Genomic DNA, 22689 nt, shown 5'->3' with positions numbered 1-22689 from the left:
GGAATATCCGATAGCCCGGCTGCACCTCGCGGCGATTGCCTCAAGGAGGTGCCCCCGCCCAACGGCGGCCGCCAGCAGTGTGTATACTCGCGCCAAGTGTGGACCAGCCTTTCTCTCAGGATTGCCATTATGGCTCGGGCACCAAGAAGCGGGCTATGGCCAACTGAAAACGTTCGATGCAGTAATGCCGTCACAGCCGAATGTGGTTTGCGCTGGTGAGGATTGGCCAGCTTACTACTGTCTCTTCACCTCGCTCGGTTAATAGTTCTAATCTAGAAGGCTGAAGACTCCCAAATCTAGTAGGAGCACTCCGGATACCCGATCGGGCGCGCTGCCTCTCAACCAAACTCGTTTGTCGTGACCATTTGGTCGGTTGTGAAGAACACGCAAGCCGTTGAGAGAGAATCGATTTTTGGCGAACAGACATGGTTCTGTTCGCAGGATTTCGGCGGGTGAGCCCGCAGTTTCTTGCAAATTGCTCTTGGGCGATCGCTGTGATTCTGTCGCGGCGGGCTAATCAACGACGGGCAATTGCAATGCGGCCGAAGGCGCGGCGGGAGAGCGGACAGAACGATCTGTTCAAGGCGAGGCTCGATCAAATCGTCGATCCGGACCATGCGCTGGTCAGACTGTCGGGCTCGATCGACTGGCGGTTCCTCGAAGACCGGTTCGGCGCGGTCTATGACGATGATCCCGGCAGGCCGCCATTGCCGACCCGCTTGATGGTTGGGCTCGCCATCCTCAAGCACATGCACGACCTCTCGGACGAAGGGTTGTGCGAGCGCTGGGTCGAAAATCCCTACTATCAGCTGCTTTGCGGCGAAGAGTTCTTCCAGCACCGGCTGGTGTTCGACCGCTCCTCACTGACGCGCTGGCGGCAACGGATGGGCGAGGATCGCCTTGCGGTATTGGTTCAGGAGAGCCTCTCTGCCGCGGTGCGGCTGGGCGCGGCGAAACCCACCGACTTCACCCAGGTCATCGTCGACACCACGGTGCAGGAGAAGGCGATCGCATTCCCGACCGATGCTCGACTGATGCATCGGGCGCGCGAGAGGTTGGTGCGGAGCTGCGCCAATCCTACGTCCGCGTCGGCAAGATCGCACTGATCCGACATCAGCGCTACGCCCACGCCAAGCACTTCAATCGGGCGAACCGCGCCTTGCGCACGATTAGGACCATGCTGGGCCGCGTGATCCGCGATATTGGTCGCAAGATCGCGGATCGGCCGCAGCTGGAGGACGTCTTTGCGTTGCCGCTGTCGCTGGCCCGGCAGGTCCGCGAACAGCGGCAACGGCAGCGCGGCAAGAAAATTTATTCGTTGCACGCGCCGGAGGTCGAATGCATCGGTAAGGGAAAAGCTCACAAGCCCTACGAGTTCGGCGTGAAGGTGAGTGTCGCCACGCCCGTTGATCGCTGCAAGGGCGGCCAGTTTGTCGCCCATGTGAAAGCGTTGCCGGGCAATCCGTATGACGGACACACGCTCGCGACTGTCATTCCCGAGATCGAGGCCAGCGTCGGCGCTTGCCTGACCAGGATCGTTGCCGATGCTGGCTATCGCGGTCACAACGCGCCGAAAGACAAGATCTTCAAGGTCTATGTCGCCGGCCAGAAGCGTGGCGTGACCGCAGCAATCAAACGCGCCTTCCGACGCCGATCCGCGGTCGAACCGGTGATAGGCCATCTCAAGAATGAGCACCGGATGAACCGAAATCATCTCGCCGGCACCCGCGGCGACGCCCCCAACGCGGTCCTTGCCGCCGCGGGCTACAACTTCCGGCTTCTGATCCTCTGGCTCACGACTTTGTTTGTCCGGATCTGCTGCGCCTTCCTGTTCGCCGGCGCCTGGTCATCCCGTCAACAGACCTCATGATCAACGTTCTTCATGGTCGACCATTTGTCAGGTTCCAAACATCGTATCGAACAAGGCGACGCTGCGTAGCGAAAACAATGCGAATCTCAGCAACTTGCAGTTGGCGTGGCGCTTGCATCGTTCTTGATGTCATTACCGATCCCTAGTTCGGTCGGGGCGTTTGACGACGTTGAGCAATCCGGAGGATGAGAGATGTCACGAGCTGAGTTGGAGCGATTCGTCAATGATCTGTCAAATGACGCTAATCTGCTCGAAACGGTAAGACCGAGTGCCACAGGCCTTGGGTCGCTTGTAGCGAGCGGAAATAGCCACGGCTACAGCTTCACGCTTGACGAAGCTAAAAATTATCTCCGCTCAACTAGCATACAGGCGGCGACGAACAAGCAGTTCGACGCGGTGGCGAGCGACACCGCGACTTCAATTGAGCAGACAGCTGAAGTTGCTACCTCTGTTGTGGAGGCAGCGGAGGTTACCACGACCACGGTACAAGACGCGGAAGTGGCCAGTACCGTCGCAGCAGTAGCGGAGGCAGTTGTTGTCCTGATTTGAACACGTTTTCCTAGCTCAGCGCATCGGCTCATGCTCAATCAATAGCGTGCCGGTGCGCAGGAGCCATGAAGGTGATCCATGAAAGTTGCACCATCCCGCCTGCAAGAATGTAGCTCAGCGCACACTAAGGTAGTGCGCCCCGTTGCTGCGGAACACTATCGACAGATCTTTGACCGGCGCACCCCCGAGCAGTTGCGCACCTTGTCACACATCAAGCGCTTCATGGAGCGGCTGGTAGGGGACATGAAGTTCCGCAGGGAGCTTTCGGAAGATGTTAACGCCCCTCGATTGGTAAGCCGGCGTTACGGTATCGAAGTTGATCCAATGGAAATGCTGCCGCTCTGGCGCGGTACTCACCTGAAATACCGCTTTAAGCCGGAGTGTGCGTCCTGGCCGCTGGCTGTGATCTGGGACGAGTATATACGCGAGATGTTGCGTCATCGCGACCTCTTGCGCGACGAAGGCAAAATGTCGACGGTCAACCCTCGCTTTCATGCCTGGCGCGAACGCCAAATCCGCCGCTGCAACTGCGAATTAGGAGGATCGGCGTCGTCGGTCACGCACCCCGTAATAGCTTTCGAGCTGAGCGAAGGCTGCACCGTCGGTTGCTGGTTCTGCGGCCTCTCGGCCGGTCGTTTCAAAGGGTATTTCGAATACAACGAAGAGCATGCGGAACTCTGGCGTGGCGTGGTCGGGGTAGCGAACGAGATGTTTGGCTCGGCCGCCCGAACCGGATTCTGCTACTGGGCCACGGATCCTATGGACAACCCGCACTATGATCGCTTTCTGTTTGATTACTGTCAGATCACGGGGGCACTGCCGCAAACAACGACGGCCGCCCCGCTTAAAGATACGGCGCTCACACAGCGCGTGCTCGAGCTGTTTAGGCAATATCGTACTGTGACAAATCGCTTCTCCGTGCTGAGCACAACTCACCTTAATCAGATCCACGCCGCCTTTTCGCCTGAGCAGCTAATGGGCGTCGAACTTATCATCCAGGGCAGGGGCGCGCTAACTGCAAAAGCGTTCGCTGGGCGCGCGCGTGAACGAAAGGAGAGGCTTAAAGGAGTCGACAAAGACAATGCAATTGGAGTGCCGGAACGCAATCATACGACGATCGCCTGCGTTTCCGGATTCCTTGTGAATATGCTGAGGGGACGTGTGCAGCTAGTGACGCCGGTGCCTGGCAGCAACCGCTGGCCTCTCGGCTACCGTATTGTGGCTGAACGTTTCTTCGAGACGCCCAACGAGTTCCGTGACGGCCTGCAAAGAATAATCGATCAACATATGTTCGAATGCCCCCCTCCCGACTTGCCGATCCGCTTCCGCAGAGACCTTCAATACGAGGCAGGGACTCGAGGCTTTAATCTTCGCTCGCGCAACATGCAACACCGGGTGGCCGACAACGTCGGTCCGATCTCCGTTGGCGATCTAATCGCGTGCGGCAACTGCACAGCGTCGGAGCTGGTCGCGCGGATTGCAGCTGACGGAACGAGCGTGCTCGCAGTCGCTGACCTCCTGGACCAACTGTACACTGCCGGAGTAATTGCGGAGGACCTTGACGATCAGCTCGTTTCGCAGACCAGCGAGGACCCCGCGGTTCGCATCGAAGCGGCCAACCGCGCGGCTCCCAATATGCGAGTGGATTATGCCGAATCGCGTTAAGGACGAGAGGTCAGCCTGAAGGAGCTGCGGATCTTAGCCTCCGAGAACGTGGGGCCTGGTGTCATGCCGGTCGGCAGCGTCGCGGAGCGATCGCAGAAGTCGCCTGCGCTGTGATAGGCGCTGCCACACGCCTTTGGAAGAGGAAGACGTTGAAGTGATCGCGGCTATCGCGAGCCTGTGGCCCGCAATTGTGTGACAAAGCTAGGGCCCGCATCAAAGCGTAAGGAGCAGGCACCGGTCTCGATTGCGGTGCGGATCTCAGCATCATCGTACACCATCCGCATAGCTACTTGAAGGGAAGTGAAGATGAGCACCGATGTGCCGATCGTTTTGGTCAACATGCCGATGTCGGCGGTTGAACGGCCATCGCTGGCGCTTGGTTTACTGAAGTCGGTGCTGACACGGGCCGGACTGCGATCCAGCATAGTATGCGCTAACATTTGGTTTATGGAATACATAGGCCTTCCTGATTATCATCTCCTCGAGAGCAGCCCGCCTGAGGAAGCGCTTGTCGATTGGCTGTTCGCAGGCGTCGCCTTTCCCGAGTTTGAGCCTGACCACGACGCTTTTCTCGACAGGTACTTCAATCGCACGCCGATGCACGCTGGGAAAGGCATGGCCGAGAGTCGCGCGAATTTGCAAAAACTGCGGTTGCTTATGGGGGAGTTCATCGATTGGACAGCGGACAAGGTGCTGATGCATCGTCCGGCCATCGTCGGATGCACCTCTACCTTTGGCCAGCACGTCCCTTCGCTCGCGCTGCTGCGTCGATTGAGCGAGCGCTCACCTGGCGTTGTTACTCTCATGGGCGGAGCAAACTGCGAGTCAGTGATGGGGCGAACCACTCACGCTCGTTTCCCATGGGTCAATTACATCGTATCCGGCGAGGCCGACGCACTGATGGGGGCGCTGTGTTACGACATCCTTCATCGTGGCAAAGACATTCCCTCGGCCGACCTGCCATTTGGCGTGTTCGGTCCGGCGCACCGCAAGGCCGGCTATCCTGCGACGCCGATGCGTGATTCGGTGCCCCGGGCGGTGATTAAAAACATGCGAGATCTGCCGTTGCCCGATTTCTCGGACTATTTCGCTGAACTTGAGCGATCGCTCTACGCTGACCGTATCCATCCCGGACTGCCGATGGAGTTCTCTCGTGGCTGCTGGTGGGGCGAGCGCAGTCCCTGCACGTTCTGCGGGCTGAACGGCGGATCGATCACCTACCGTCAGAAACCCGCCGAGCAGGCTGTAGAGGAAATGATTGAAATGTCGACGCGTTACGGCTCGTCGCGTATCGAAGCAGTCGACAATATACTAGCCCTTGACTACTTCGAAAAAGCGCTGCCCCACCTCACCGCAATGCCTAGGAAGCTCGCGATCTTTTTCGAAGTCAAAGCGAATCTGAAGCGCCACGAAGTAGAGAAGTTGGCCAGCGCTGGCATCCGCTGGATCCAGCCAGGTATCGAAAGCCTGGACACCCGTATTTTGAAGCTAATGGGTAAAGGAACGACAGCAGCGCATAATGTTCAGCTCTTGAAATGGTGCCGTCAGTACGGCGTGCGGGTGAGTTGGAGTGTGCTGTGGGGTTTCCCGGGCGAGAGTGACGCATGGTATTCGGAAATGGCCGCTTGTTTGCCGCTGTTGCATCATCTGCAGCCAGGACGTACAGTGCGATTGCGGTACCAGCGCTATAGCCCCTATCATTACGCAGCCGACAAATACGGCCTGAAACTGCTCCCGGCCCGCGCATATAGCTACGTCTATCCGTTGTCGGAGATCGAGCTCGCGGATCAGGTTTATTACTTCGAAGACAGTGAAGACAACGATGTCGGCGGTCACTACGCAGCTGGCGACGCGAACCGCCGCCCGGGGCTGCAGGCTGTTACCCTGGCTGTCGATGCCTGGCAAAGATCTTGGTATGAGCGGAAGCTACCCATGCTGTGGATGCGTGACAGCGGCGAAGAGCTAACCGTCGAGGACACGCGTGCCATTGCAGTGGAGCGCAAACACCGTGTGAAGGGCCTCAAGCGCGAAATTCTTCTGGCCGCGGATGAAGGCGTGCCAGAAACGCTCCTGCGCAAACGGCTGGCGACGGCGAATGCAATACAGGCTGAGATCGACGCGGCAATAGAAGACATGACCGCTCGCAGACTGATCATACGACTCGATGGACGGCTGATTGGCCTTCCCCTCTGGCATCCATATGAGCAAATGCCCGCAACGACCGCGTTCCCTGGAGGCTATTTCGACCGACGCGCAATGCCCGTGGGTATCCACCGTGAATGACGTCTCCAGGTTAGAAATGGCAGGCCGTCCTGGGTTTCGCCGAGCTATGGCTGATTTGTCGGTTGTGAAGAACACGCAAGCCGTTGAGAGAGAATCGATTTTTGGCGAACAGACATGGTTCTGTTCGCAGGATTTCGGCGGGTGAGCCCGCAGTTTCTTGCAAATTGCTCTTGGGCGATCGCTGTGATTCTGTCGCGGCGGGCTAATCAACGACGGGCAATTGCAATGCGGCCGAAGGCGCGGCGGGAGAGCGGACAGAACGATCTGTTCAAGGCGAGGCTCGATCAAATCGTCGATCCGGACCATGCGCTGGTCAGACTGTCGGGCTCGATCGACTGGCGGTTCCTCGAAGACCGGTTCGGCGCGGTCTATGACGATGATCCCGGCAGGCCGCCATTGCCGACCCGCTTGATGGTTGGGCTCGCCATCCTCAAGCACATGCACGACCTCTCGGACGAAGGGTTGTGCGAGCGCTGGGTCGAAAATCCCTACTATCAGCTGCTTTGCGGCGAAGAGTTCTTCCAGCACCGGCTGGTGTTCGACCGCTCCTCACTGACGCGCTGGCGGCAACGGATGGGCGAGGATCGCCTTGCGGTATTGGTTCAGGAGAGCCTCTCTGCCGCGGTGCGGCTGGGCGCGGCGAAACCCACCGACTTCACCCAGGTCATCGTCGACACCACGGTGCAGGAGAAGGCGATCGCATTCCCGACCGATGCTCGACTGATGCATCGGGCGCGCGAGAGGTTGGTGCGGAGCTGCGCCAATCCTACGTCCGCGTCGGCAAGATCGCACTGATCCGACATCAGCGCTACGCCCACGCCAAGCACTTCAATCGGGCGAACCGCGCCTTGCGCACGATTAGGACCATGCTGGGCCGCGTGATCCGCGATATTGGTCGCAAGATCGCGGATCGGCCGCAGCTGGAGGACGTCTTTGCGTTGCCGCTGTCGCTGGCCCGGCAGGTCCGCGAACAGCGGCAACGGCAGCGCGGCAAGAAAATTTATTCGTTGCACGCGCCGGAGGTCGAATGCATCGGTAAGGGAAAAGCTCACAAGCCCTACGAGTTCGGCGTGAAGGTGAGTGTCGCCACGCCCGTTGATCGCTGCAAGGGCGGCCAGTTTGTCGCCCATGTGAAAGCGTTGCCGGGCAATCCGTATGACGGACACACGCTCGCGACTGTCATTCCCGAGATCGAGGCCAGCGTCGGCGCTTGCCTGACCAGGATCGTTGCCGATGCTGGCTATCGCGGTCACAACGCGCCGAAAGACAAGATCTTCAAGGTCTATGTCGCCGGCCAGAAGCGTGGCGTGACCGCAGCAATCAAACGCGCCTTCCGACGCCGATCCGCGGTCGAACCGGTGATAGGCCATCTCAAGAATGAGCACCGGATGAACCGAAATCATCTCGCCGGCACCCGCGGCGACGCCCCCAACGCGGTCCTTGCCGCCGCGGGCTACAACTTCCGGCTTCTGATCCTCTGGCTCACGACTTTGTTTGTCCGGATCTGCTGCGCCTTCCTGTTCGCCGGCGCCTGGTCATCCCGTCAACAGACCTCATGATCAACGTTCTTCACGGTCGACTGGTTGGTACGCAACACGATCTCCTTAAGTCGGCGAACGCGACCGCCGCGGCGGGAATATCGCTCGTCTGCCGTGTCAGGATCAGCATGACAGCTTCCATTGTCGCACCATCGAGCCTCTGGTATCGCTCTGGCGAAGTTGTCGCTGGAGCGAGGCAGCAAAATTCAGCGAGATGTCACACCTCCGTCAGGTCGCTCGATGCCGAATCCGTACGTTAATCGAACGTTGCAACCGAGATCCCAAGCCCTTCAAATGAGCTAAGTCCGCAGATCAGATTTGGCTTCTGTAAAACGCTTCTGCTTGGAGGTCAGCAGACTTTATGCGGCGAGCCTTAGGATTCACGTGACTAGTGTTAGCCGAGGCCGCAAACAGCATTAGGCTGCTAAATATTCACTGGTCGTCGTGACCGTGCCGTAGGCCAAGCCAAGGGCCGCCATAAAGGCCGCATGAACCTGCACGGCGGGCACTGTTATGCCACCAAATGGAAGATCGCAGGTGGCGCAAGCGTCGTGCAAGATCGTGGTCTTGTAGCCGTAATCGGCGGCGGCCCGGCTGGTCGCATCGATGCACATGTGGCTCATTGCTCCGACGATCACGACCTCCCTAACGCCCCCGGCATCGAGCCGCTGCTTCAGATCGGTGTCGCGAAAGGCGTTGGGATAGTGCTTGACGACCAGGGCCTCACGTTCTAGGGGCTGGACAATGGGATTGATCTCTATTCCTCTGGTGTTCGGAGCGAAGATAGAGGGATGACGTTCCTGCATTTCGTGCTGAACGTGGATAACCGCATCACCACGCGCGCGGGCGGCCTGAATCACCCTAGCCGCGTTGGCGGCCGCATGCACGATACCAACCAGGGGCAGCTTGCCATCTGGGAAGTATTCGTTTTGGATATCGACAACGATGATGGCGCGCTGGCTCATAAGAGTTCCCTTAGATTGTTGGACAAAGCAGTCGATCAGCAATGACCCGCGCAGGCGCGGGATAGGCGACGTGTAGGCCACCTGATATCGCTACCCATATTATCCCCTTCACTTTTCCGACTGAGTCGGCGGACTAACCTTGGACCCGCTCGGGGCCGAATCGGAAGGACCTGCAATCGCAGGCCCAAGCGCCGTTCCATCTTCCTCTGATCGGTGTTACCGATGGCTGCCGGGAAGCGCGCGACAGAGCTGCACGCGATTGCAACGCCCGCAATTGATTGGGTAGGTCTGTCCGCGTACAACTTCGCTGCAAGCTTCTTATCCATGCTGGCCCCCTGCATGGATGACGCTCAGAGGAATGACCTGCAAGGCTGGTCCGTCCAGGTTGAAATACGATTTGCGATTTCGATCGACTGTGTCGACCTCAAGTACGAGGCGATAGGGATAGAGCCCCGGCTCGATCTCCAGGTCGACAGAGCCCGCCCAGTAGTAGTAGGAGGGTGTCCACGGACTGCGGATCTTGTCCGGACCGCCATAGATCTTAAGATCAGCGCAAATTTTGCCGAGCTGTGGCGTCCCATCGGGCAGCACGAAAACGATGTTCACGATACGCGCGAATAGAGGCCAGCTCCCGTCCGGACGCTTTTCCATGTCAGTACAATAAACCAGCCAGTTCAGGACTTGGCCCTGGCGGCACACTGTCCGCAAGCTGTTCGTGCCTTTACCGGTACTCTCGCCGCCATTGTCCATTAGCCCAGTTTTCCCGCTGAGGCCGCCGGCCCGTAGGGTTCCTGCAACGTCGATGAGTGTGACGATGTTCAGCTGTGTGGAGGCCAAGCTTGGGCTGCTGGGGGGCCGCTGCGATGCGGGACTGATAATCATCATGAACTCCTGGTTCGGGTGCCCGGGGAAGCGTTGAGGGCGGCCTCGACGAGGCGCGATGAACTTCTGGTTCGGGTGGCACCCGGGGAAGCGTTGAGGGCGGCATCGATGAGGCGCGCGTCGGCACCGCTATCGAGCGTCCGCATCCGGCTGCCAAGCTCCAACGTCAGCCCATACGGTAGGTCGCCGACCGGCTGCTTCACCGTACCAACCCAATAGCTGACATCAGACTCGGGATAGGTTTCGCGTCGAACCTCGCAGATTTCCGCCGGCAGTTTGATCGCACGTATCGCGGCATGATTTTCGCATTCGATCGGCAACAACGTCCAGATGATCTCGTCTCCTGGTGTCACGGCGGTCGCGAGCCCGGCGGTCGCCTGGTTGCGCGAGCCGCCTAGACGGTTGTCATCGATCATGTAGAGAGAGCCAGCGAGCGTATCTGCCTCCAATGCGGCGACGACATCCACCACCAGGAGAATGTTGATCGTTTTTGTCATATCGCGTCTCCCTCAACGCATGTAGGTCCGGACGGCGGTATGGGCAGCAGGCCGGGCACGAAGCCGCTAGTGAAGCCGTTGACGCTCGGTACGTTACTAACCTGAATACCGCACGACAGGGTGAACAGCAGCGGCTCCCAGAGCATCTTGCTGGTCTCCTGAACGGGGCGATAGAGCGCCACCTCCATCGTATAGTCGTGGCGACCGACCTTGGCCGTATCGACGGTGGCGCTCCAGTACCAGCCATCCGTCAACGGATCGGGCGAACCGTAGAGGGCCGGATACAGAACACCATCCTCCACCGCAGCCCCGCGGATCCTCACGACAACTGGAGGCACGCTGGCCGCCGTAGTGGCATCATCAGGCTTCAGCACCTTGCCGGCCGCGTTCAGCACTGGTGCGTCATAGGTGCGAACTGCACCGCGGTCGCGAACCTGCAGGGGCTTCGGAGGGTCAGTCAGCATCTTGGAGATGTGCTCCTGAATCTTGGAGATGTGCTCCTGAGTACGGACGGAGGGGCTCAGCAGTCGTCGTGCGGTGTTGGCAATGTTAAAGCGGTGGGGATAGCTGCGTGGCAGCGTCGGTGGCAGCTGGGCGACACCGACAGTGATCCAGTTCAGGACAGCCTCCATGGCCTGCGAACCATTGGCATCATAAACGCCGGGAACATTTGTCACGCGAGCATGGGGCAACTGTGCGAATGGGCCCGTATTGTCGATGACATAGGCGTTTCCATCGAGACTGCCCTCCGCCAGGGCCGTCTCGATATCGATGACGGTGACAATCGAGATCTGCATTTTATAGTCCTCCTATTGGCGCGGATTGTGCGGTCGCTCGACAGGCGGCATCGAGGGGTGAGCCCGAAAGGCCCCTCCTAGCGGGGGAGGCAAGAGCACAAGAGAGGGGCCGGCGATGCTGATCGTGCGCCCACTCAGGCCACCCGTGACGAGCGTCATTCGGTAAGAATGGCGCGAGCCCGGAGCGCTCCAAGGAGGTACGTATCCCTGCCATTGCAGTGCCCAAGGGAGCAGGTAGCCTGTCGCCGGTGGCGCAGTGCCATCAAACGACACGCCGGTCAGCCAAGCCATGGTCTGGACGTCAAGCGGCGTTAGACTCCAGCGGACCAGTTGTCCTGGCCAGACCGAGCTGACCAGCTTGGCGGTGCCAAGGCTTTCTCCGTCAGAGACACCATCGTCAAACATGAAGACGTTGCCCTCGACCGCATTGCCGAGCAGCAGGGCGATAACGTCGACGAAAACCCGGATATTGAGCGGCGTCATTATCTCTCTCCTGCGCGGCGGCGGTCCTAGTTTGCGAGTATCAAATGCGGTCTACAACGAGGGGCACCTTGCCAAATGCCGTGCGGACCAAATCCGCGTTCCTTGGATCTACAAGCCGGATGGCAAAGCTGTAGCCCGAACTCCGCAGGCTCGCCTCGTTCGCCTCCAGCGCGTTGAAGACGGACAGCGATCGGAGCAAGCCGGCGATGATCAAGGGCGAGGAGCCTTCCGGTCCCAGTCGCATGGCGACCTGCGTCGGAAGGGATGCGGCTTCCGGAGTGCCGATTACTAAGTGCAGCTGCCGCTTCGCGCGATCGATCTGGAACTGCGTGTCGGTAGCGACGCTATCGATGTCCAGAACCTGCCGCTGGCGGAATTCGGCGGTGATCGCCGCCAAGGCCTGCGGCGCCGAATACTGCGTGTCGCCAATATGCATGAAATCGCCGCTGCGGCCGACATACTCAAATTGCGCGGCATTCAGGCCGGGCGACTGCAAGTCAGGGCGGCGGATGACGCGATCGCCTATTTTGTAGCGCAGCACGGGGGTCGCATTACCGAACAGGCGCGTGACTACCAGTTCGCCTTCCTCGTCTATTGCCGTCCATTGCCCGTCCGGCCTGACCACTTCCACCAAGTGGAGACCAGGTACCGCAGTCAGGATCGGGCTTTCCGGATCTAGCTGCACGCCGATGGTTTCCGCCTGGGTGGCGGCGAAGTAACTGAGTACGATCAGGCTTGGATAGACCTGCCTGAGATCCGCCCGCACCTTGGGAGTGAGCACTCCACTGCCATAAAGAGCGATCCGGAAGCTGTCCCGCGCCTCGCCAGATAGCCCGTCGGCAAAACTCGCCATTAGCGCAATGCTTTGTGTAATCCCCATTATCGCCTTCGGCCCCGGATAGGACATCATCCGCTGGAAGACTTCCCGGCTCATCGGGCCGGCACCGATGTAGTTGACACTTGGGATTTTCTGGAGCACGCCACCTACCATGGTGCCGCTGCTCCACATCTGATAGTCGGCTAATGTTGTGGCCACCCATTTAGCGCCGCTGCCGGTAAGGTGACGCGCCATAATGTGTCGGCCCATGAAATCCCCCGCCCAGCGGTAGGTCTCCTGCAATTCGTCGAGCGAATAGACGGTTTCCGAGGGCTTGCCGGAGCTGGTACCGCCGCTGGCCACGATTTCGAAGCCGCAGCGGTCGATGGGCACGACCATGCCTGGTCGCGTTTCCGTGAACATTTGCTGAAAGGCTTCCTTGTCGGTAAGCGGCAGCGCCTTGAACTGCTCGTAATTGTCCACCGGACCGGTCCCGACGGCACTATCGATGCGCCGACGCCACAGCGGATTGATGCGGGCGATGGAGACGAGTTGCGATAGCCTACGCTCGACGATGGCGGCCTGGATGTCATGAGACAATTCGTCTATCCGGCAGCCGATGACAGTCTGCGCGTGCAGGAGCGAGGCTAAAAAAGAAGGTAAAGCCAGCACGTCATCCACGGTGCACGGATGCAAGATCGTTTCCGGCAGTACGTGGTGAGCGCAGTCACGGGGTGAAAGGGCGAAGTGGCGCATAGTTATTCCTGTGGCTCAAACCGGAAAGGCCGGTTCTGCTCGCCGTGTGTAGCGTTGTTTGCAAGAATCTCGCGCGCATGGCGTCGGATCTCTGCCGCCATGCCTGCGATGTCGGACAGGCCGATCCGATGATTCATGAGGACCATGCGGAGCATTGTCTGTCCATCCATATCAACCTTGGACAAGAGGTAACGCCCAGCCGCCCGCACGCGGTTGCGCAACTCCAGTTGCAGGCTCGATAGCCGATTGCCGCACACGCCAAGCGGCTGATGGACGAAGCAGAGAATATTGGATTCTGGCCGATACGGGACGATGAAGTCCGGCTGATCGGCCAAGTATTGGTGGGCCGCCTCAGTCATCGTTACCAGGCGCTCCAACTTATCCGCGAAGGCGCGGGGACCATACAGAGACCAAGCCAGCCAAAGGTTCAGGATCGCGGGGCGCTTCGTACATTCGAAGTTCTTCACGCCGCTCTGCACGGCCGTCATTTCATCTTCGAACGGGTCAAATACGTAGCTGTCCTTCTGTGGAAACGCGGTCTCCGCCAAACCCTTCTCGCGGTAGAACAGCAATGTACAAAGGGCCGGGACGAACAGAGCTTTATGGGCGTCCAGGCAAAAAGAATCCGCAAGCTCCAGTCCCGCAAGGCGAGGCCGCAGCCGGTCGGAAACCAGAAAAGCGCCGTTGTGAGCCGCATCGACATGCAGCCAAGCGCCGCGCCGCTTCGCCAACGCCGCAAGTTCAGGCAACGGATCATTGGCACCGATCGCGGTCGTTCCTGCCGAGGCGATCAGGCAGAAAATATCCAGCCCCTGGGCCGCCGCCTCGTCCAAAGTCGCTGCCGCTCGTTCCGGGCAGATCTGCCGACGGTCGTTCAGAGGCAGGCGTATCACTTGATTTTGGCCGATACCAATGATGCCGGCAATGCGGGAGACGGAGAAATGGGCGTCCTGGCCAATGGCAATGGCAGGCCGGGTCGAGCGGCCGGCCGCAAGCCCGCCGTTCCAGCTTCCCGAAAGGTAACGGTTGCGAGCGACGAGTGCAGCGGTCATGTTCGCAAGCGAGGCCCCGGACGTCGTCACCATTTCGAAACTACCCGGTGCCCACCCAATGAAACGGCCGAACACCTCTTCGATAAGCCGGTCGGCAACGTTGGCGAGCTGCCCCGCCTCGTAATAGGAGGCTGGCTGTGGCGCCATAGCGGCAATCATTTCGAAGACAGCGGTGACCGGCATCACCGAACTGAACTGCCGCCCCATATATCCGCGGGAGTTCACCCTGATGCCGGTTTCCAGGTAAAGTTCGACGATATCGGCGAAGCGGCGTACATCAAAGCGCCCCAAATCAGCCGCCGTCATGAGGTTGCGGGCGCTGGCCATCAGATCTGCTGGTCTTTGCAGACGCAAGCCTTCGACGTCGTCACGCGACAGCATATCAGCGAGCCGTTCGACGGCCCAATGAGCGGCTGCGGTGAAATCTCGAACGTCAAATGATGATTCTGTTTCAGAGGTGAATGTCTGGAACCGACACGACGAGCCTCCATCAAACGCATGCAGTTTGTCCATCATCGTCGCACTCTCAACGCAATTGTTTAGTGCCGCCGGATGCACGCTCCATGGCGGCATGCGTTCGTGGATGCCTATTGTCGTGTTGTTTGAACGACGGAGAGGTAGGACTGGCAGCCATTCGGAAGCTTCGGTCATGAGAAAGTGTGGGCACCGGGTCGTTGCACACAGTTCGGTAAACGCCATGCTAGAGCAGTAGCCACCCATCTATGTTAGGGCGCCGCTATCATGAGCCTCTATGGGGCGCAGCTCTAGCTATCGGAATTGGTGGGCGAGAGCATGCGTGTCCGATGGCTCTGAAATTTGTACGACCATCCCTAGCCGACGCCGGCTCGGCCGCATGCCGGATCGTAAACCTGAGACTGCCCAAGCTTGACTATCTGCAATTCCTCGATCGCGATTGTCGCCCGTGATCGTGGTGGCGGAAATGGCGAAGCCACGGCAAAAGCGCAGCCGTGCGCGGTGCAGGTTGCTGATCGTTGGCATCTGATGGAGACCGTCAGTGCCGGACGCTTAGCAGCGATCGGATGTACGTGTGGTCTGATCGCGGATGCTCATGTCGACGAAGCGCTCAAGAAGCTTCGGCGAACCAGGTCGCCCGAAGAAGCAAAAGCAATCGTAGAGCCCAATGGGGACCAACTCCACAGAGATGTAGGTCGTGAAGCGGTCCGCCGTAAAGTTCTTGATATCAGAAACACAGAGCAACTTTAAACGGCGGCATCCGGAACGACAACCTACCTAATTGTACTTTCTACGGAGTCATCAAGACCAGACCGATTGGCACGCCAATTGCTCGAGTACACCTGAGGAAGAACGCCACATTTCGGTGGAGAGGATGTCAATGTCAAACCCTAATTGGTTCTCCTGGTTCAGTTTTCCATTTTTTGCGCCACTCAGCGGCTCGGTGACGCAGGACATTGCATCGAGCATTCACGCGATATACGATAAAGCGCTAAGCGAAGAGTTCGGCTTAGCCGAAACTTTATTCAGTGCCGATAGAGAGCTCAAGGAGAAGCTCTTGACGCTGGTGACGCTGGTGAGGGAGCTCGAAAACGCTTTCAAAGATGAGGACAAGGCCAAACTCAACACGCTCGTGACGGACCTCAAGGAGGACCTCAAGCTGGACCTCAACGAAGAACCTAAACCCGCCATGCGCACGGCATCCAAGCCAGCAGCAACCGCAATGGGGCGGCTCGCAGAGGTGATTAAAGGGGTCAAACGGCGTCGCAGCAACACCGCCGAGGCGGAGCGTGCGCTAGACCGCCTGAAGGAGTTTAGCCCCAAGAATTACGAGGACTTAATTTGTAAGCGCGCGGACCAGCGCGCTGATAGAGAGTCGAGCGGCGGGTGAGTCCAACAAGGCAAACGATGAACCTTCCGCCCGCGGTTTAAACATATGATGTTTCCTCGAGACAATGGACCGAGTTAGCTGCACCTCGATCGGGGTTGCATAGCCGATGATCGACGGGTTCGATTCTACAGCAAAGCTCCAGAACTCCCACAGGACCGTTCGGGGCGAGGTACCGCTTTTCATCTATTGAGCGAACCGTCGTCCGAACGCCCTTTTCACCAGTGGTCGTGGAACGCATTCCTAGGTTGACACAGCGCGATGGGGGACAGCCTCTCTTCCAAGGCATGCCCGCCAAGGCCACCGAGATGGTGTCGTCCTGAATCAGCTGATCCGCTCCGAAAAAGCGAGGACGCTCAACCTCATCAATGACACTGGACCAAACGGCATCATGGTCGACCTCCAGCAGAGCCCGATCTGCTACTCGATTCGCTCTGACCCCAAGTTCGGCAACTTCATCGAGGTAAACAGTCTGCTCGATCCGTCGAAGCTGAGGGCATTCGATCCGAACAAACCGTTTCCCGTACGCAGTTTGACGTTGATGGCGGCTTGGAAGGTCGTCGCCGCCCGGGGAGGATGTTTCGACCTTCTACACGCGGGAAGCGGAGATCGTGCATTGCTGATCACGAAGAACGGGAAGATTACCATATCCGACGGGAAGAAAAACGCGAAGGCAGCGCTTGTCGGCTTCCACATCGCCGGCGTGGCCGAGAACCATCCAGAGATGATTTGGGATACCTTAGTGGCTGGGCCTTGATTTGGTTGTGGGTTCCACGCTCGGTGTTGATGCGATTCACGATGGGGAGTGGTAAGTTACCGATTGGTAGGCCCAATTTTGTCGACGACTCGTGTTTTCATGTCGTTGTTGTCCGGGACGCGCAGGCGATGTATGTCCTGGCTCTGCTCACCCAAAAAGGCGGTAGCGGCAAGAGCACGCTGGCGGTCGGAATTGCAGTCGCAGCGATGCGGAACGGGGAGCGCATCGCAATTGTCGACGCGGATCCACAAGGGACGATCTCAAAATGGATAGAGCGGCGCGGCCATCCCTATCCGCGGGTCGTTCGGGTCGCCGATCCCGCCGGAATAGAAGGGGCGCTCGTCAGCCTTGAAGCTGAGGGGATCATCACCTTGAGCCGCTTGCCGCATACTCGATCCGACGCCTCCCTTAGCGCCGTCAGCGCGTCCTTGATCGTCGCGCCATATCTGCGTCTCCGCTTTCTTGTTGCCTCGACCTCGCCCGGTCCAACCGTCTCGCGTCGCCGGAGCGCGCGCACCGCATGCTTGCGATGCCAGTCCGTCGTCGCGCACAGCTCGTCGAGAATCCGCCCCTTTTCCGCTCGTTTGGCCGACCGGTAACGCTCCGTTACCGCCGACACCACCTCGCGCCGCGCGCCCATGCTGATCTTTCCCGCTATAGACGCCACCGAACCAATTCGATGGCACCGACCCATCATCGGCGAGAAGTTGTCCAGTAACATTCTGGATGCGGCAATGCGCCCCTACAGGTTGGTCTGTTGCGCTGCCTGCTTCGTAACAAAGCAGGTGGTGGAGGATGCTGGTCGTGGAGACGATTGCGCGGATTCGGCGCGAGCACTTCATCAAGGGCAAGACGATCAAGGAGATCGCACGTGACCTGAAGGTGTCACGGAACACGGTCCGGAAGGTTCTGAGGTCGGGAGAGACCTCCTTCGAGTATGAGCGGCAAGTGCAGCCGCGGCCCAAGCTCGGACGATGGGCAGTAAAACTCGACGGATTGCTGGCGGCGAACGCGGCTAAATCGGCTCGTGAACAGCTGACGTTGATCCGGATCTTCGAAGAGCTGCGCGGCCGCGGCTATGACGGCGGTTACGATGCGGTGCGCCGCTACGCCAAGCGGTGGAGCAGGGAACGCGGGCAATCGACCGCGGCCGCTTATGTCCAGCTGAGCTTTGCCCCAGGCGAAGCCTACCAGTTCGACTGGAGCCACGAGGTGGTCTTGCTGGGCGGCACCGCGGTCATGGTGAAGGCTGCCCATGTCCGGCTCTGTCACAGCCGCATGCTGTTCGTGCGGGCCTATCCGCGGGAGACGCAGGAGATGGTGTTCGATGTAGCGCGTCGATCTGGATGGGAAGGCGCGGCAATCTGGATGGCGAGTCAGTGTCGCGGCGAAGCAATGATTGCCGCGCAGAATGTCGCGCGCAAGAGTTTTGTTGAACTCTGATTGTCGCGCAGCGTCAATCAGCGACGGTTTTGGGTGTCGCGTGCGAGGTCGGCCGTCCCGGACCGCGTTTTCGATCGAGCGCGGTGCGTCTGCGATAGCTCTCGACGTTCATCTCAACGATGGTGGCGTGGTGAACGAGACGATCGATGGCGGCGAGCGTCATGGCGGGGTCCGGGAAGACCTTGTTCCATTCGCCGAACGGCTGATTGGCGGTGATCAGCATCGAGCGGCGCTCGTAGCGTGCGCTGATGAGTTCGAACAGCACGCTGGTCTCGGCCTGATCCTTGGTGACGTAGGCAAGGTCATCGAGGATCAGCAGATCGAAGCGATCAAGGCGGTTGATAGCAGCCTCGAGGTTGAGTTCGCGGCGCGCCACCTGGAGCTTCTGCACGAGATCGGTGGTCCGGGTGAAGAGGACGCGCCATCCGTTCTCGATGAGGGCCAAGCCGATGGCTGCCGCCAAGTGGCTCTTGCCGCCGCCGGGCGGCCCGAACAGGAGCAAATTGGCGCCCTTGCCCAGCCAGCTGTCACCGGCGGCGAGCGCCATCACCTGCGCCTTGGAGATCATCGGCACGGCCTCGAAGTCGAAGCTGTCGAAGGTCTTCCCGGCTGGCAGCCTCGCCTCGACGAGATGGCGCTCGGTGCGCCGGCGACCGCGTTCGGCGATCTCGTGCTCGGCAATGGTCGCGAGGAAGCGGGCCGCCGGCCAACCTTCCTTTTCGGATTGCTCGGCAAATTGCGCCCACAGCACCTTGATGGCTGGCAGGCGGAGCTCGTTGAGCAACAGATTGAGGCGCGCGGTATCAACGGTGTTGGCCACGCTCATGCGGCACCTCCGGTCTCGGCGGTACCAATGAGGCATTCGTAGGTGGCAAGCGGCGCGAGCTGCACCACGACGTTCGGCAGCTGGGCGGGGTCAGGAGCGAAGTGAGCGCGCAACCGGTTGAGGTCGGGCAGTCGGCCGGCGTCAAGATCGGCCGTGAGCTGATCGGCGAGTTCGGCCTCGCAGCCGCGCTCATGAGCAAGCGCGAGGAGATCGACCATGATCCGGCAGGCCTTTTTGTCCGGCAAGCGCTCGCGCAATCGGTCGAAGGTTCTCCGATAGCCCTCCCGCGGAAACAGCCTGTCCCGATAGACCAGATTGAGAAGCGCCATTGGCTTGCGCCGCAGGGAATGGATCACGTGCCGATAATCGACGACCTGATCGTACTTGCCATTGGGATGCGGTCGGCCGCGCGGCAAGGTCAGGAGATGCGGGCCGCCGACGAACACGTCGAGGTGATCGTCGTAGAGCCGCGCCCGCAGCCGGTGGCCGATCAGGCGCGATGGCACCGTGTAGAACACCTTGCGCAGGGTGAAGCCGCCGGACGACGTCACGCGGACGATCACCTCTTCGTAGTCCGAGGTGCGGCGATCGGGCAGCTCCTGCAACACCATGCGTTCGCTATCGATCCGCTTGGCGTTGCGGGCATTGCGGCGGCTGACGATCTCGTCGATGAAGCCGCGATAGGTGGCAAGATCGTCGAAGTCGACAGTTCCGCGCAGCAGCAAGGCGTCCGCGATTGCTCGCTTGAGATGACCGTGGGGCCCTTCGATCGAGCCATTCTCGTGGGCGACGCCTCGATTGTTGCGGGAAGGCCGCATGCCGTAGTGGGCACAAAGGGTCTCGTATCGCTGCGTCAGATCGTCCCGTGCATCGCGATCGAGATTGCAGAATGCGGCCGACAGGCTGTCGGTCCGATGCTCCCGCGGCGCCCCACCGAGCGACCAGAGAGCATTCTGCAGGCCTTCGGCCAGGGCAACGAAGCTCTCGCCGCCGAGCACGACGTGGACGTGCTCGAACCCGCAATAGGCCAAACGGAAGTGATAGAGACGATGATCCAGCGGTGCGCCAGCGATCGTAACACCCAGCTCGCCCATGTCTGTGAAGTCGGAGAGGCCGAGCTGGCCAGGCTCGTGGGTTTGGCGGAAGATCACCTCCTGCTCCTCGCCGTGGATCGCCCGCCAGGCGCGGATACGACGTTCCAGGGTACGACGGATACCGGTGCCGAGATCAGGATGACGTCGGAGCATCTCCTCGAAGACCGCCACCGGGCGTAAGCCAGGTGCCGACTTCAGGATCGGGACGATCTCGGTCTCGAACACCTCGCTCAACGGGTCCGGTCGTCGCCGGCCGCGGGGAGCCTTCCTTTGCGACGGAAGTCGGGTATCTCTCTCGATCCGATAAGCGGTCGACGCACTGAACGACGCCTTGGCCGCCGCCACTGGCGGGCTATTGGTCTGACGGTACTTCATGTAGAGCCTCATCTGGTGATCTGTGATGTGTCGGCCGGGCAAGCGAGTGATTCCTCTTGGCGCACTTGCATAACCAGCCGGCCGCGATCACCAGTCGGCGCGGTCCCTCGCGGATCGCGCCGACGCCGGGCTCGTAACTCCGGTCGGGCTACGCCCTCCCTACGTCACGAGCCCGGCGAAACTCTCTCACCTTGATTGACGCGCTCTTCCATCCTGATCGCCGCGCGACAGTTCGACGCCCACGACCGGGCGTTCGCCCTGTTCAAACGCACCTGCATCCGCGGCATCTACGACAACATGAAGACCGCCGTAGAGACGATCTTCGTCGGTAAAGGGCGTCTCTACAATCGCCGCTTCCTGCAGATGTGCAGCCACTATCTGGTCGATCCGGTCGCCTGCACGCCAGCGTCGGGCTGGGAGAAGGGGCAGGTGGAGAACCAAGTCGGGCTGGTCAGGGAACGCTTCTTCACGCCGCGGCTGCGGTTCAAAACCCTCGACGAGTTAAACGCCTGGCTGCTCGACAAATGCATCGCCTACGCCAAGGCTCATCGCCACCCGGAGCTGGTCGATCAGACGATCTGGGAGGTGTTCGAAGCCGAACGCCCCAAACTCGTTCTCTATGCCGGCCGCTTCGACGGCTTCCATGCGGTGACGGCATCGGTTTCGAAGCCCTGCCTGGTGCGCTTCGACAACAACAAGTACTCGGTCGAAGCCAGCGCAGTCGGACGACCGGTCGAGGTTCAAGCCTATGCCGATCGCATCGTGATCCGACAGGATGGACGCATCGTCGCCGAGCACCCACGATCCTTTGGCCGCGGCGATACCGTCTACGACCCGTGGCATTATGTGCCGGTGCTCGCCCGCAAACCCGGCGCCTTGCGCAACGGTGCTCCCTTCGAGGACTGGGTGCTGCCCGCCGCGATCGAGCGGATCCGGCGCAAGCTTGCCAGCACCGACGACGGCAATCGTCAGATGGTCGACATCCTCAACGCGGTGCTGACTGACGGTCTGCCCGCGGTGGAAGCGGCCTGTGCCGAAGCGCTCAGTCACAGCGTCCATTCCGCCGATGTCGTGCTCAATATCCTGGCCCGTCGACGTGATACGGGGAGGTCAGCTCGCCGTTCGCGTCGGCCTGATCGTTTTGCAAGACCGATAGGCTGAATTACTGACAGGTTGAGCGGCGTTAAGTCGCTCAGTCTAGCCTATCAATTTAGGTAGGCCACTCGCGGCGGCTTTCTCGCTAAACCGCACTTCAGCCCCCGTGGGTAAGGGTTCACGGGAAAGCTGGGTGTGGGTTAGCCTTTTGATCCCAGGGCTAACTTCACGGGGCAGTGCGGATGCGGCAGGGATAGCGCCTCTATCCAAGGCCCCCCAGCCGATAAGGGCGCCGAGTCGCATCCGCGCGGCTTTTGAGCCGACGAGGAAGGCGTATGCTCAAGGACAAATCATGGCACCAAAAGCTAAGCCTTTAAGGCATTTGCGCGCGCGGAAACGGAACCCGACAGCGCGGGACCTTGCTGAAGCGGTCCATTTCGCGACGCGCGTATCCTACAAAAGGTGGCCGACAACGGGCGTGTGGTTTGAGATAAGAGATCGGATGGTCAGAACAGCCGATGGGCAATTCTATCTTATCGAAGATCTCCCATTAAGCTTGGCGGCCATGAAGTCGCACGGCCTTACAGTCTAGCGGGCGTCTTTGCTTGGCTGCAGGATTGCCCGGAGCAGATTGCACGCACTGTTGTTATAGGCCGCCCGGCTTGAACGGCCCACACGGGTCGCATTTCGTTTGGTCGATGGGCGCGCAGTCTCGTCAGCTTTTGGTAAGCTAGCACGGATACAGAGCCGCTGTGGTTAACGGGCCGTGGCAGGGACAGCGCAATGGCACCAGAACGGTCGGCGCCGAGTCACGTCGCCGCTAACTCAATTTGGCAGTGCGGATGCGGCAGGATAATGCCTGATCATGCCCCCAGGCCGTCAGGCGCAGAGCCGCGTTCGCACTGCTTCCGGCTCACGGGCTAAGCCCGTTATGACGGTTATGCCCATTCTGCGAGCGATACGCTCCCGGTCGGCTTCTTCCGCTGCTTTGAGGCTGGCCAGCGCTTTTCCTCTGTGTATGCGTGGGCGATAAGCGCCGAGTCACGTGGCCGCTAACTTCAAATGGTAGTGCGGGCGTGGCAGG

15 protein-coding genes and 5 pseudogenes are annotated in these 22689 nt (G+C 59.9%); 10 read left to right on the top strand and 10 right to left on the bottom strand.

Annotated elements, in window-relative coordinates; translation table 11 throughout:
- The first annotated feature begins 536 nt into the window (after positions 1-536).
- From QA649_RS04715 to QA649_RS04695, 5 genes and pseudogenes are all read left to right on the top strand, one after another.
- Positions 537-1870: pseudogene (locus QA649_RS04715) on the top strand (IS5 family transposase).
- 192 nt (positions 1871-2062) lie between these two features.
- Positions 2063-2419 carry a Nif11-like leader peptide family natural product precursor gene (locus QA649_RS04710; protein ID WP_283023182.1) on the top strand — a complete coding sequence of 119 codons (357 nt, stop codon included), beginning with the start codon at positions 2063-2065 and terminating at the stop codon, positions 2417-2419.
- A gap of 78 nt (positions 2420-2497) precedes the next feature.
- A complete protein-coding gene (locus QA649_RS04705) occupies positions 2498-4084 on the top strand; it encodes a radical SAM family RiPP maturation amino acid epimerase (protein ID WP_349254059.1) in 1587 nt (528 codons plus the stop codon).
- A gap of 306 nt (positions 4085-4390) precedes the next feature.
- A complete protein-coding gene (locus QA649_RS04700; protein WP_283023181.1) occupies positions 4391-6367 on the top strand; it encodes a RiPP maturation radical SAM C-methyltransferase in 1977 nt (658 codons plus the stop codon).
- A gap of 225 nt (positions 6368-6592) precedes the next feature.
- Positions 6593-7926, top strand: a pseudogene (locus QA649_RS04695) (IS5 family transposase).
- A 395-nt stretch (positions 7927-8321) separates the two neighbouring features.
- Here QA649_RS04695 and QA649_RS04690 read toward each other — a convergent pair.
- From QA649_RS04690 to QA649_RS04660, 7 genes are all read right to left on the bottom strand, one after another.
- On the bottom strand, positions 8322-8870 hold the full coding sequence (locus QA649_RS04690; protein ID WP_283023180.1) for a cysteine hydrolase family protein: 549 nt from the start codon (positions 8868-8870) through the stop codon (positions 8322-8324).
- 318 nt (positions 8871-9188) lie between these two features.
- Complete coding sequence (locus tag QA649_RS04685; protein WP_283023179.1) at positions 9189-9752, bottom strand: hypothetical protein; 564 nt, start codon at positions 9750-9752, stop codon at positions 9189-9191.
- Entirely contained in the window at positions 9752-10249 is a 498-nt protein-coding gene (locus tag QA649_RS04680) for a hypothetical protein (protein WP_283023178.1), read from the bottom strand. Before QA649_RS04680 ends, QA649_RS04685 begins: the two co-directional genes overlap by 1 nt.
- Positions 10246-11046, bottom strand: a complete 801-nt coding sequence (locus QA649_RS04675) for a hypothetical protein (RefSeq protein ID WP_283023177.1) — start codon at positions 11044-11046, stop codon at positions 10246-10248. Before QA649_RS04675 ends, QA649_RS04680 begins: the two co-directional genes overlap by 4 nt.
- 12 nt (positions 11047-11058) lie before the next feature.
- Positions 11059-11529, bottom strand: coding sequence for a hypothetical protein (locus tag QA649_RS04670; RefSeq protein ID WP_283023176.1), 471 nt, complete (start codon positions 11527-11529; stop codon positions 11059-11061).
- A gap of 40 nt (positions 11530-11569) precedes the next feature.
- Positions 11570-13102 carry a hypothetical protein gene (locus tag QA649_RS04665; RefSeq protein WP_283023175.1) on the bottom strand — a complete coding sequence of 511 codons (1533 nt, stop codon included), beginning with the start codon at positions 13100-13102 and terminating at the stop codon, positions 11570-11572.
- A 2-nt stretch (positions 13103-13104) separates the two neighbouring features.
- Complete coding sequence (locus tag QA649_RS04660; protein WP_283023174.1) at positions 13105-14670, bottom strand: pyridoxal-dependent decarboxylase; 1566 nt, start codon at positions 14668-14670, stop codon at positions 13105-13107.
- An 838-nt stretch (positions 14671-15508) separates the two neighbouring features.
- Between QA649_RS04660 and QA649_RS04655 the strand changes: the two genes are divergently transcribed.
- The 3 genes and pseudogenes from QA649_RS04655 to QA649_RS42900 form a co-directional block, all read left to right on the top strand.
- Entirely contained in the window at positions 15509-16018 is a 510-nt protein-coding gene (locus QA649_RS04655) for a hypothetical protein (protein ID WP_283023173.1), read from the top strand.
- Positions 16019-16406: 388 nt separating this feature from the next.
- The gene (locus QA649_RS04650) at positions 16407-16772 is read left to right on the top strand and encodes a hypothetical protein (RefSeq protein ID WP_283023172.1); all 366 of its coding nucleotides are present in this window, start codon (positions 16407-16409) and stop codon (positions 16770-16772) included.
- A 29-nt stretch (positions 16773-16801) separates the two neighbouring features.
- Positions 16802-16996, top strand: a pseudogene (locus tag QA649_RS42900) (hypothetical protein); the annotation flags it as partial.
- A gap of 65 nt (positions 16997-17061) precedes the next feature.
- Here QA649_RS42900 and QA649_RS04640 read toward each other — a convergent pair.
- A complete protein-coding gene (locus tag QA649_RS04640) occupies positions 17062-17493 on the bottom strand; it encodes a hypothetical protein (protein ID WP_283026259.1) in 432 nt (143 codons plus the stop codon).
- Positions 17494-17567: 74 nt separating this feature from the next.
- Here QA649_RS04640 and QA649_RS04635 point away from each other — a divergent pair.
- Positions 17568-18101, top strand: a pseudogene (locus tag QA649_RS04635) (IS21 family transposase); the annotation flags it as partial.
- Positions 18102-18228: 127 nt separating this feature from the next.
- Here the strand turns inward: QA649_RS04635 and istB are convergent.
- Together istB and istA are read right to left on the bottom strand one after the other, a co-directional pair.
- On the bottom strand, positions 18229-19041 hold the full coding sequence (gene istB / locus QA649_RS04630) for an IS21-like element helper ATPase IstB (protein WP_283023171.1): 813 nt from the start codon (positions 19039-19041) through the stop codon (positions 18229-18231).
- Positions 19038-20522: an IS21 family transposase gene (gene istA, locus QA649_RS04625; protein WP_283023170.1), complete on the bottom strand. Its 1485-nt coding sequence runs from the start codon at positions 20520-20522 to the stop codon at positions 19038-19040. The genes istB and istA overlap by 4 nt, the downstream gene beginning before the upstream one ends.
- Before the next feature lie 219 nt (positions 20523-20741).
- Here istA and QA649_RS04620 point away from each other — a divergent pair.
- Positions 20742-21671 (top strand): annotated as a pseudogene (locus QA649_RS04620) (IS21 family transposase); the annotation flags it as partial.
- Positions 21672-22689 lie beyond the last annotated feature (1018 nt).

Source organism: Bradyrhizobium sp. CB1717, assembly GCF_029714325.1.
GTDB lineage: Bacteria > Pseudomonadota > Alphaproteobacteria > Rhizobiales > Xanthobacteraceae > Bradyrhizobium.
This window is presented reverse-complemented; position numbering and strand designations above follow the sequence as displayed.